The organism is Nocardioides sp. (genome assembly GCF_031397825.1).
In the GTDB taxonomy this organism is placed as follows: Bacteria; Actinomycetota; Actinomycetes; order Propionibacteriales; family Nocardioidaceae; genus Nocardioides.
In genome coordinates this window covers 1-9,709 of sequence record NZ_JANNML010000169.1, presented here as the reverse complement: position 1 = coordinate 9,709, position 9,709 = coordinate 1, and the positions used below count along the sequence as shown (strand labels likewise).

Annotated in this window: 12 protein-coding genes and 1 pseudogene; 1 reads left to right on the top strand and 12 read right to left on the bottom strand. The window is 71.2% G+C overall.

The annotated features are described in order from the left end of the window. The 4 genes and pseudogenes from RMN98_RS14790 to RMN98_RS14775 form a co-directional block, all read right to left on the bottom strand. Positions 1 to 189: pseudogene (locus RMN98_RS14790) on the bottom strand (epimerase); the annotation flags it as partial. Positions 190 to 228: 39 nt separating this feature from the next. Further along, positions 229 to 330: a 30S ribosomal protein bS22 gene (locus RMN98_RS14785; protein ID WP_008356322.1), complete on the bottom strand. Its 102-nt coding sequence runs from the start codon at positions 328 to 330 to the stop codon at positions 229 to 231. Between the two features lie 129 nt (positions 331 to 459). Beyond that, positions 460 to 666: a helix-turn-helix domain-containing protein gene (locus RMN98_RS14780; RefSeq protein ID WP_309649582.1), complete on the bottom strand. Its 207-nt coding sequence runs from the start codon at positions 664 to 666 to the stop codon at positions 460 to 462. Positions 667 to 818: 152 nt separating this feature from the next. Further along, on the bottom strand, positions 819 to 2,015 hold the full coding sequence (locus RMN98_RS14775; RefSeq protein WP_309649581.1) for an acetoin utilization protein AcuC: 1,197 nt from the start codon (positions 2,013 to 2,015) through the stop codon (positions 819 to 821). A gap of 209 nt (positions 2,016 to 2,224) precedes the next feature. On the opposite strand from RMN98_RS14775, the gene trpS reads away from it, so the two are divergent. Further along, complete coding sequence (gene trpS / locus RMN98_RS14770; protein ID WP_309649580.1) at positions 2,225 to 3,214, top strand: tryptophan--tRNA ligase; 990 nt, start codon at positions 2,225 to 2,227, stop codon at positions 3,212 to 3,214. A 393-nt stretch (positions 3,215 to 3,607) separates the two neighbouring features. On the opposite strand, the gene RMN98_RS14765 is transcribed toward trpS, so the two are convergent. The 8 genes from RMN98_RS14765 to RMN98_RS14730 all read right to left on the bottom strand — a co-directional run. Beyond that, positions 3,608 to 4,513 (bottom strand): haloalkane dehalogenase, encoded by a 906-nt coding sequence (locus tag RMN98_RS14765; protein ID WP_309649579.1) that lies wholly within the window; start codon positions 4,511 to 4,513, stop codon positions 3,608 to 3,610. 38 nt (positions 4,514 to 4,551) lie between these two features. Beyond that, positions 4,552 to 5,091, bottom strand: coding sequence for a hypothetical protein (locus RMN98_RS14760; protein WP_309649578.1), 540 nt, complete (start codon positions 5,089 to 5,091; stop codon positions 4,552 to 4,554). After that, a complete protein-coding gene (locus RMN98_RS14755; RefSeq protein WP_309649577.1) occupies positions 5,091 to 5,849 on the bottom strand; it encodes a DsbA family protein in 759 nt (252 codons plus the stop codon). Before RMN98_RS14755 ends, RMN98_RS14760 begins: the two co-directional genes overlap by 1 nt. Further along, the gene (gene proC, locus RMN98_RS14750; protein ID WP_309649576.1) at positions 5,849 to 6,652 is read right to left on the bottom strand and encodes a pyrroline-5-carboxylate reductase; all 804 of its coding nucleotides are present in this window, start codon (positions 6,650 to 6,652) and stop codon (positions 5,849 to 5,851) included. The genes RMN98_RS14755 and proC overlap by 1 nt, the downstream gene beginning before the upstream one ends. Positions 6,653 to 6,659: 7 nt before the next feature. Next, positions 6,660 to 7,589, bottom strand: a complete 930-nt coding sequence (locus RMN98_RS14745) for a proline dehydrogenase family protein (RefSeq protein WP_309649583.1) — start codon at positions 7,587 to 7,589, stop codon at positions 6,660 to 6,662. Between the two features lie 15 nt (positions 7,590 to 7,604). Next, complete coding sequence (locus RMN98_RS14740) at positions 7,605 to 8,339, bottom strand: ABC transporter permease (protein ID WP_309649575.1); 735 nt, start codon at positions 8,337 to 8,339, stop codon at positions 7,605 to 7,607. Then, positions 8,336 to 9,061, bottom strand: coding sequence for an ABC transporter ATP-binding protein (locus tag RMN98_RS14735; RefSeq protein WP_309649574.1), 726 nt, complete (start codon positions 9,059 to 9,061; stop codon positions 8,336 to 8,338). The genes RMN98_RS14740 and RMN98_RS14735 overlap by 4 nt, the downstream gene beginning before the upstream one ends. Positions 9,062 to 9,151: 90 nt before the next feature. Continuing rightward, a partial coding sequence (locus RMN98_RS14730; RefSeq protein ID WP_309649573.1) for a sugar phosphate isomerase/epimerase occupies positions 9,152 to 9,709 on the bottom strand: 558 nt, incomplete at its 5' end.

Sequence of the window (9,709 nt, the reverse complement as noted above, 5' to 3'; positions counted from 1 at the left end):
CTTGGCGATGACCGGGTTGCGGATGTCGGCGCGCACGAAGGACACGTCGCCCATGTCCCCGCGAGGAGGGACGACGTCCACACCGATCACCCGGGAGACCCCGGGCTCGAGGGCGACGGCGCGCGCGAACTTGCGTCCGAGGTCTCGGGAGACCCCGGTCACGAGCACGACCTTGCCGCCGCCTGCCATCAGCCCGCCATTCAGTACGTCAGATCCCCGAAGACCGGCTTACTTGCCGAGCTTGCGACGCTGCACGCGCGTCTTCTTGAGCAGCTTGCGGTGCTTCTTCTTCGCCATACGCTTGCGTCGCTTCTTGATGACAGAACCCACGGATATACCTCTCCAACCTGCATAGGGTGCTCCAGGAAGTGCCTGGAGAACCCCACCACCCTATCCGTGGAAGTGCAGCGTCGAAGAATCCGGTCGGGTGAGGTCCACCATAGGGACCCCTACGGCGGCTCAGCCGGCGTCGTAGAAGCTGTTGCGCAGGTAGTTGTTCACGTCCTCCTCGAGCACGCGGAAGGATCGGCCCACGCGCAGCGCGGGCAGCTCACCTCCGTGCACGAGGCGGTAGACCGTCATCTTGGAGACCCGCATCATCGCGGCGACCTCGGCAATGGTCAGGAACTTGGACTCGGACAGATCACCGGTCGTGTTCGTTGCCATGGCGCACCTAACTTTCTGTTGCGCACGGCATCGGCTTCCCCACCGATGTTCACACGGGCGCGTCGTGGTGAGAATAGGGCCAGATGTGACTCGTGGGGAAGAGATTCACCAATGGAACTTCTGAGGCGACGGCGTGTCGGCTTGACGGACCCTCAGGGTTGGGGATCGAGGCCGTGCAGCGGGAAGGCCTCCATGCGGGTCGCGTGGATGGCTCGGTCGAGCCAGGTGTCGGGGTCGTAGCCCTCCTCCCAGCGCCGGAAGGCCGGCGTGCGGCCGTCGGTGAGCCGGTGCGGGGCACCGCGTCCGAGCTGCTCGCGGACGTGCTCGCGCCAGCCTCCCGGTGTCTCCAAGAGCGGGTCGAGGGGACGGCCGCCGACGATCGAGAGCAGGTGGGTCCAGGCCCGGGGCACGACCTCGACGAGCGCGTAGCCGCCGCCACCCGTGACGACCCACTTGCCGTCGGCCACCTCGTGGGCGAGCTCGTGCAGCGCGAGGTAGGCGGCGCGCTGGCCGTCGACGCTGAGCATCAGGTGCGCCAACGGGTCATCGGCGTGGGAGTCGCAGCCGTGCTGGGTCACCAGGACGTCGGGGTCGAACTCGCGCAGCAGCGCGGGTACGACGGCGTGGAAGGCGCGCAGCCAGCCCGCGTCGCTGGTGCCGGGCGGGAGGGCGACGTTGACCGCCGTGCCCTCCGCGTCGGGCCCGCCCAGGTCGATCGGGAAGCCGGTGCCGGGGAACAGCATCTGGCCGGTCTCGTGCAGGGAGATGGTGAGGACGCGCGGGTCGTCCCAGAAGATCTTCTCGACGCCGTCGCCGTGGTGGACGTCGACGTCGACGTAGGCGACACGCTCCGCGCCCTGGTCGAGGAGCCACTGGATGCCGACCGCGATGTCGTTGTAGATGCAGAAACCGCTCGCCCGGTCGCGCATCGCGTGGTGCAGCCCGCCGGTGATGTTGGCGCTGTGCAGCGACTCGCCGCTCCACACCTGGCGGAACGCCTCGTGGCTCGCGCCGACGACGTGCGCCGAGGCCTCGTGCATGCCGAGGAAGACGGGGTTGTCGTCGGTGCCGAGCCCGAAGTGCTCCTCTCCGGGGCCAGGGTTGTGACCCATCCGCTTGACGGCCTCGATCAGCTGGTCGCCGTGGATCGTGGCGAGGAGGTCGTCGCTGGCCAGGGGGGCATCGACGATGCGCAGGTGGTGGTCGAAGACCCCGACCTCGCGGGCCAGGCGCATCGTGAGGTCGACCCGGATCGGCGACATGGGGTGCTCGGGCCCGAAGTTGTACTGCGTCAGGCTCTCGTCGAACACCACCGTCGCCGGACCCTCACACTCCGCCGCGGTGCTCATGGGTGCAACCTACTGGTCGAGCAGCCTCGCGCCGTGGCATGCTCGCCCCGTGCACACGACCCGTCCGACCCGGTGGTGGCCCGCCTGACCCGGCGGACCACCTCGTGTTGCACCCACACATCGGCCGCCTGCGGGCGGCCGATCGTCATTTCCGGGCACTTCTCCGGGCCGGCGACACTCCTGCGGGCCCCACCTCCAGGAGAGCCCTCATGACCACCACCTCCCGCGTTGGCACCACCCGACGGCTGTCGCTGCTCAAGCCGACCGGCCACCTCACGCTCGGCAACCTGCTCGGCGCGCTGCGTCCGATGACGGCTGCCCAGCAGGAGGCCGACTGCTTCTACGGCATCGCCGACCTGCACTCCCTGACCGTCCCGCACGACCCGGCCCGGCTGCGAGAGCTGGTGCGCGAGCAGGCGACGCTGCTGCTCGCCGTCGGCCTCGACGCCAGCACCCTCTTCGTGCAGAGCCGGGTCCCGACGCACGCCCAGCTGGGCTACCTGCTCGAGTGCGTCGCGACGACCGGCGAGCTCAACCGGATGATCCAGTTCAAGGAGAAGGGCCGCGGCGTCGGCTCCACGCGGGTCTCGCTCTACACCTACCCGGCCCTGATGGCGGCCGACATCCTGCTCTACCGGCCCACCCAGGTGCCCGTCGGCGACGACCAGCGCCAGCACGTCGAGCTCACCCGCGACCTGGCGCTGCGCTTCAACACGACCTACGGCCAGGTCTTCACCATCCCCGAGATCACGGTCCCGCCGTCCGGCGCACGCGTGATGGACCTCGCCGACCCGACGAGCAAGATGGGCAAGACCGGAGGTCGGTCGGACGGGGCGGGAGTGATCCACCTGCTCGACTCCCCCGACGTCGTACGGCGCAAGGTCGCGCGCGCGGTCACCGACAGCGACACGGGCACGTCCTCCGTCCGGACCGACCGTGGCCGGAAGCCGGGCGTCACCAACCTGCTGGAGGTCCTGGCCGCGTGCGGTGGCTCGCCTGACGGCGTGACGACCTACGGCGCGCTCAAGAAGGCCGTCACCGACTCCGTCGTCGCGACGCTCGCGCCGATCCAGGCGTCCTACGCCGACCTTGCCGCCGACCCGGGGCACGTCGACTCGGTCTTCGCCGCCGGTGCCGAGCGGTGCGTCTCGGTCACCTCGCCCGTGCTCGCTGCTGCTCAGGCGGCGATGGGGCTGTGAGGTCTGCATGAGTCCCCGGATGTCCGGGGACCCTGGTAGTTGAGGGGTGTTGCAACACCCCTCAAGTGCGCGACTCGCCCGACAAGTCCCAGCCTCAGGGCGCCCAGACCCAGACCTGGGCAGGTGGATGGTCCGTCGTGACGTCGAGCGCCCGGTCGTCGGCGCGATGTTGCAGGACGTACGCCGAGTCGGCGCGATGTTGCAGGACGTACGTCGAGTCGGCGCGATGTTGCAGGACGTACGCCGAGTCGGCGCGATGTTGCAGGTGGCCCCTGGGTCGCGGAGGTTCCACGAGCGGCACCCGCTGCAACACTGCGCCGACTCGGCGGGCCGTCAACAACATTGCGCCGACTCGGCACGCCCGCGGCAACATTGCGCCGTCTCGGCAGAGGGTCAGCGCCCCATGAACGCCGCAACGACGCGACCGAGCTCCTCGCCGGCGTCCTCCTGGAGGAAGTGGCCGGCGCCCTCGATCGTCGGGTGCTCGAGCGCCGCTGCGCCGGGCACGAGCTTGCGCAGGATCGGCGCCATCGCGCCGGTGATCGGGTCGCCGTCGCTGAAGGGCGTGAGGAACGGCTTCTCCCACCCGGTCAGCACCTCCCACGCCGCCCGGTTGGCCTCGGTGGCTGGGTCGTCGGGCCGGGTCGGCACCAGGGTGGGCATGACGCGGGGGCCGGCCTTGGCCTCCTCGACCGGGTACGGCGCGTCGTAGGCCAGGCGGTCGGCCTCGGCGAGGCCGTGCAGGCAGCCCGCCTCGACGAAGCGTCCGATGTCGAGCGACGGGGCGCTCTCGACCGCGCGACGGAACTGCCACCAGATCTCCGGCATGTCGAAGTCGCCGGTCGGCAGACCGGTGTTGGCCGCCACGACGGCTGCGAAGCGGTCGGGGTGCTCGGCGACGAGCCGCAGCCCGATCAGCCCGCCCCAGTCCTGCCCGACCAGCGTGATGTCGTGCAGGTCGAGCTCGTCGAGGACGAGCGAGCGCACCCACTCCACGTGCCGGGCGAAGGAGTGGTCGGTGGTCGCCAGCGGCTTGTCGGAGCGACCGAAGCCGACCAGGTCGGGCGCGACGACGCGCACCCCGGCATCCACGAGCACCCGGATGACGTGGCGGTAGAGGTAGGACCAGGTCGGCTCGCCGTGCAGCAGCAACGCGACCGGACCGTCGCTCGGTCCGGCCTCGACCCAGGCCATCCGCAGCGTGCCCCCGTCCTGGTCGGGGACGTCGGCGTAGGACGGCGGCCACGGGAAGGACTCGAGCCCGGCGAAGCGCTCGTCGGGGGTGCGGTAGGTCTCCATGTCGTGAGTCTGGCAGCGCGCCCCCGGGCGGGCGAGGGTCAGCGCCGGGCGTCCCGCTCCGCGAGCGCCTTGAGGGTGAGCAGCTGCTTGCGCATCATCACCAGGTCGCCCCACGCGAGCGAGCGCGCCCACAGCCACCCGCCCACGCCCCGCTCCCGCGCGACCATGCGGGCCACCAGGCGGGAGGTGCCTGCGGCGGCCGGCCGCACGGCGTACGTCACCGAGACGGGGCCGACCCACCGGCTGACCAGCGACGGTCGGGTGACGCCGGTCCACTGACGACCCGGGTCGACGGAGACCAGGTCGAAGATGATGAGCATCGACTGCCCGACCCGCAGGTCCTCGGCCCCCGGGGTCAGCTCGCGCGGGCTGCGGCGACCGAGGTTGTCGACGAGGTCGTAGGAGTAGGGAGCGACGGCCATCTGGCACACCCAGCGCCAGGTGAGCTCGGGCGACGCGGCGACCGTCACCGCACGCGTCATCGCGTAGGCCGGCTGCTCGACGAGCGAGTCGGCCGGGTGGTCGCGGAGCAGGTCGGCGACGTCGGCGCCCCAGGCGGCGGGCAGGCGGCCGGCCACTACTTCTGCTGTCGTCGGCTGCCGGCGTGCCAGTCCTCGGCCACGCCCACCTCGTCGGGCTCGACCCCCAGCGCGCGCAGCTGCGGGAGCTCACGCAGGCTGCGCTTGAGCTCGGCGAAGCCGGGGAACGTCGCCAGGCCCACGACGTGGTCCCACAGGCGCAGGGCGTCCTCGTCGGAGGGCAGCCGACTGATCACCGGGCCGAAGAACGCCGCGCCCTCGGGCGGCGCGATGTGCAGGATCGGGGTGCCGACGTCCTTGCCGGTGAGCGCGAGCGCCTCGTCGGTCTCGGCCTGCAGCTGTGCGTCGCGCGAGGTGTCGTCGAGGTGACGGGCCAGGTCGGCGGGCAGCCCCGCGGCGGCCAGCGCCTCGGCGAGCACCCCGGCGGTGCGCGACGGGTCGTTGCTGCCGCCGTCGGCGACCGAGCGGTCGAAGACCAGGCCGCCCAGCGCCTCGTAGTAGCGCGCGACGCCGTCGTTGCCGTGCCCGTCGCGCACGTGGGCGGCCACGCGCAGCAGCCGCAGGCCGGCGGTGTGGCCGGCGTCGTAGCCCTCGGGGAAGTGGCTGGCGTAGTCGACGTGGGCGTTGAGCAATCGCAGCGAGATGAAGCGCCACTCCACGTCGTAGGAGCGCTGGGCCTGCACCTGGCGCACCCAACGGCTGGTCATCCAGGCGAAGGGGCAGACCGGGTCGAACCAGAAGCGCACGTCGGGCACGGCCGACGCCGACTCCGACGCCGCTACCGGCGAGGCGGACATCAGATGCCTTCGGCGAGCTCGCGCGAGCGGTTGCGCGCCGCCTCCATCGCGGCGAGGAACGCCGCGCGCACCTTGTGGATCTCCAGCTCGCGCAGGGCCGAGGCGGTCGTGCCCCCGGGCGAGGTCACCTGCTCGCGCAGGACCGTCGGATGGGTGCCCGTCTCGCGCAGCATCTTGCCGGAGCCGACGAGGGTCTGGATGACGAGCTCACTGGCCGTGGTGCGGGGCAGCCCGAGGTGGACGCCGGCCTCGATCATCGACTCGACGACGAAGAAGATGTAGGCCGGGCCGGAGCCGGAGATCGCGGTGACGGCGTCCTGCTGGCGCTCAGGGATGCGCAGGACCTTGCCGACCGAGGCCATCAGCGCCTCGGCCTCGGCGAGCTGGGCGTCGCTGCAGTGCGAGCCCGGCGAGATCGCCGACATGCCCTCGTCGACGAGGGCCGGCGTGTTGGGCATGACGCGTACGACGGCGACGCCCTCGGGCACACGGGCCTCGATGAAGGACGTGGGGATGCCGGCCGCGAGCGAGACCACCAGTTGCCCCGGACGCAGCACCCCGCTGATCTCGGCGAGCAGGTCCCCCATGTCCTGGGGCTTGACCACGAGGGCGAGCGTGTCGGCCCTGGTGGCGGCCTCGACGTTGGAGACGACGGCGACGCCGTACCTCTCCTCGAGCTCGCGGGCGCGCTCGGCGCGCTTCTCGCCGACGAGCAGGTGGTCGACGCGGCGGCCGGCACGGACCAGGCCGGAGAGCAGGGTCTCGCCCATCACCCCGGCACCGAGGATCGCGGTCTGGCTCATCTGGGACCTACTTCTTGGAGATCAGGGACTTCACGAAGAATGACAGGTTCTGCGGGCGCTCGGCGAGGCGGCGCATCAGGTAGCCGTACCACTCCTGGCCGTAGGGCACGTAGACACGCACGGTCTCACCGCTGGCCGCGAGCCGCTTCTGCTCCTCGGGGCGGATGCCGAAGAGCATCTGGAACTCGTAGGTCTTCTGGGCGCGCCCGTAACGGCTGGCCAGGGACGAGGCGATCTCGACCATGCGCGGGTCGTGCGTGGCGATCATCGGGTAGCCCTCGCCGGCGAGCAGCACCTTGAGGCAGCGCACGTAGGACTTGTCGACGTCGATCCTGTCCTGGAAGGCGACGCTCTCGGGCTCGGCGTAGGCGCCCTTGCACAGTCGCACCCGCGAGCCCTCGTAGGCGAGCGTGCGGCAGTCCTGCTCGGTGCGGTGGAGGTAGGCCTGGAGCACGGCGCCGGTCTCGGGGAAGTCCTTGCGCAGGTCGCGCAGGATCGCCAGCGTCGCGTCGGTGGTGGTGTGGTCCTCCATGTCGAGGGTGACCGTGGTGCCGGCGTTGCGGGCCGCACGGCAGATGGTGCGCGCGTTCTCGAGGGCGATCTTGTGACCGTGGTCGGGCAGCAGCAGCCCGATCGCGGTCAGCTTGACCGACACCTCCGCGTGCCGCGGCAGGCCCTTGGTGGTGAGCTGGCGCAGGAGCTCGACGTAGGCCGCGACGGTGGCGTCGGCCTGCTCGACGTCCAGGGTGTCCTCGCCGAGGAAGTCGAGGGTGATCTTGAGGTCGTCGTCGACCAGGTCGGCGGTCGCGGCGACGGCCGCCTCGGTGGTCTCGCCGGGGACGTAGCCGGTGACGATCCCGGAGGTGACGGGCAGGGTGGCGACGAGCCTCTTGACCCGGTCGCTCCGCGACAGGAGCAGGATCGGCTGGCGGAGCAGGGACATGGCGCCAGGTTACGCCGTACGACGTCGCAGGGTCGCCGCCCCCAGCGCCAGGCCGGCGACGACGAAGCCGGCCACGACCGCGAGGTCGGCCCACACCTCGGCGGTGGTGGTCGTGAGGCTGAGGTGGGTCATCGCGTCGACGGCGTAGGACAGCGGGAGCACGTCGGAGACGGCGCCGAGGACGCCGGGAAGGTCGTCGCGGCCGACGATCAGGCCGCACAGCAGGATCTGTGGGATCACCAGCGCCGGCATGAACTGGACGGCCTGGAACTCCGTGCGCGCGAAGGCCGAGACGAGCAGCCCGAGCGCGGTGCCGAGCACGGCGTCGACGACCGCGACGACGGTGAGCAGCCAGACCGGTCCGGCCACCTCGAGGTCGAGGAGCCCGACGCTGATGGCGACGGCGAGGACCGACTGGGCGGCGGCGACGACCGCGAAGGCCACGGCATAGCCGAGCAGGAAGTCCAGCTTGCCCATCGGCATCGCCAGCAGCCGCTCGAGGGTGCCGCTGGAGCGCTCGCGCAGCGTGGTCACGCTGGTCACGAGGAACATGATGGTGAACGGGAAGATCGCCAGCAGGGCGGGGCCGACGCGGTCGAAGACCCTGCTGTCGTTGGTGTAGATCCACGCCAGCAGGGAGATGAGCAGGCAGGGCAGGAGGAGCAGCATCGCGAGCGTGCGGCGGTCCCGCCGCAGCTGGGTCAGCACACGGCGGGCGACGGCGAGGGTGGTGCGGGGGCTCATGTCGCTGCTCCTCTCGCCTCGACGAGGGTGAGGAACGCGGTCTCGATGTCGTCGGCGCCGGCGGCCGCCTTGATGGCCACTGGGGTGTCGTCGGCGAGGATCCGGCCTTCGCGCATGAGCAGCAACCGGTCGCAGCGCTCGGCCTCGTCCATCACGTGGCTGGAGACCAGCACCGCGGTGCCGTCGTCCGCGAGCCGGTGGAAGAGCGCCCACAGGTCGCGCCGCAGCACCGGGTCGAGACCGACCGTGGGCTCGTCGAGGACCAGCAGCCCCGGCGTACCGAGCAGCGCGACCGCCAGGCTCACCCGGCTGCGCTGCCCACCGCTGAGCTGGGCGACCACCGCGTCGCTGGAGGTGGCGAGGTCAACGGCGGCCAGGACGCGCTCGACGTCGGTCCTCGCGTCGGGGATGCGGAGCACGCGGGCGAAGAAGCGCAGGTTCTCCAGCACCGTGAGGTCGTCGTAGACGCTGGCAGCCTGGGTCACGTAGCCGACCCGGTGCCGGAGCGGCTCGCTGCCGGCCGGCTCTCCCAGGACGGTGACGCTGCCCTCGGCGACGCGCTGGACGCCGACGACCGAGCGCAGCAACGTCGACTTGCCGCATCCCGACGGCCCGAGCAGCCCGGTGACGCCGTCGCCGATGGTGACGTCCAGGTCGCTCAGGACGGCATGGCGCCCACGGACGACGGTGAGCCCGCGTACCTCGACGACTGATGTCACCACGTGATGAACATGCGCTTCGGGGTGCGCGATGGCAAGGGTCGATGGACCCGGGACCTCAGCCCGGCAGCACCCGCGCGGGGAATCCCCCGGTCACGACGCGGGCACCACGAAGTGCTCGCGCGCGAAGTCGAGCGACTCGCGCAGGTCGGTCTCGCGCTCCTCGCGGCTGTTGCAGCGCCGGGTGTTGATCTCGACGATGATCTCCCCGTCGAAGCCGACCTTGGCGAGGTAGTGCAGGAAAGGCGCGGCGCCCATGGATCCGCGGCCGGGCACCAGGTGCTCGTCCTTGGCCGAGCCGCTGCCGTCGGTGAGGTGGATGTGGCGCAGCCGGTCGCCGAGGCGCTTAGCCATGTCGATCGGGTCGGAGGCCGCGATCGCGGCGTGCGAGAGGTCGATGGTGGTGTTGGCGTAGGGCTCCTCTGACGGGTCCCAGCCGGGCAGGTACATCTCCATGCCGCGACGCGAGGAGGCCCGCCAGGGATACATGTTCTCGACGGCGAACCTGATGCCCGTGGAGTTCTCCAGGGCCGCGATGCCGTTGACGAAGTCGCGGGCGTAGTCCTTCTGCCACCGGAAGGGAGGGTGTACGACGACCACCTCGGCGCCGACGTCGGCCGCCATCTCCGCGGAGCGCTGGAGCTTGCCCCA

What these genes read in the sequence shown, in the direction of transcription:
- RMN98_RS14780 (WP_309649582.1), bottom strand. Translation starts at nt 666, where the DNA reads ATGGCAACGAACACGACCGGTGATCTGTCCGAGTCCAAGTTCCTGACC.
- RMN98_RS14755 (WP_309649577.1), bottom strand. Translation starts at nt 5,849, where the DNA reads ATGTCCGCCTCGCCGGTAGCGGCGTCGGAGTCGGCGTCGGCCGTGCCC.
- proC (WP_309649576.1), bottom strand. Translation starts at nt 6,652, where the DNA reads ATGAGCCAGACCGCGATCCTCGGTGCCGGGGTGATGGGCGAGACCCTG.
- RMN98_RS14765 (WP_309649579.1), bottom strand. Translation starts at nt 4,513, where the DNA reads ATGGAGACCTACCGCACCCCCGACGAGCGCTTCGCCGGGCTCGAGTCC.
- RMN98_RS14775 (WP_309649581.1), bottom strand. Translation starts at nt 2,015, where the DNA reads ATGAGCACCGCGGCGGAGTGTGAGGGTCCGGCGACGGTGGTGTTCGAC.
- trpS (WP_309649580.1), top strand. Translation starts at nt 2,225, where the DNA reads ATGACCACCACCTCCCGCGTTGGCACCACCCGACGGCTGTCGCTGCTC.
- RMN98_RS14740 (WP_309649575.1), bottom strand. Translation starts at nt 8,339, where the DNA reads ATGAGCCCCCGCACCACCCTCGCCGTCGCCCGCCGTGTGCTGACCCAG.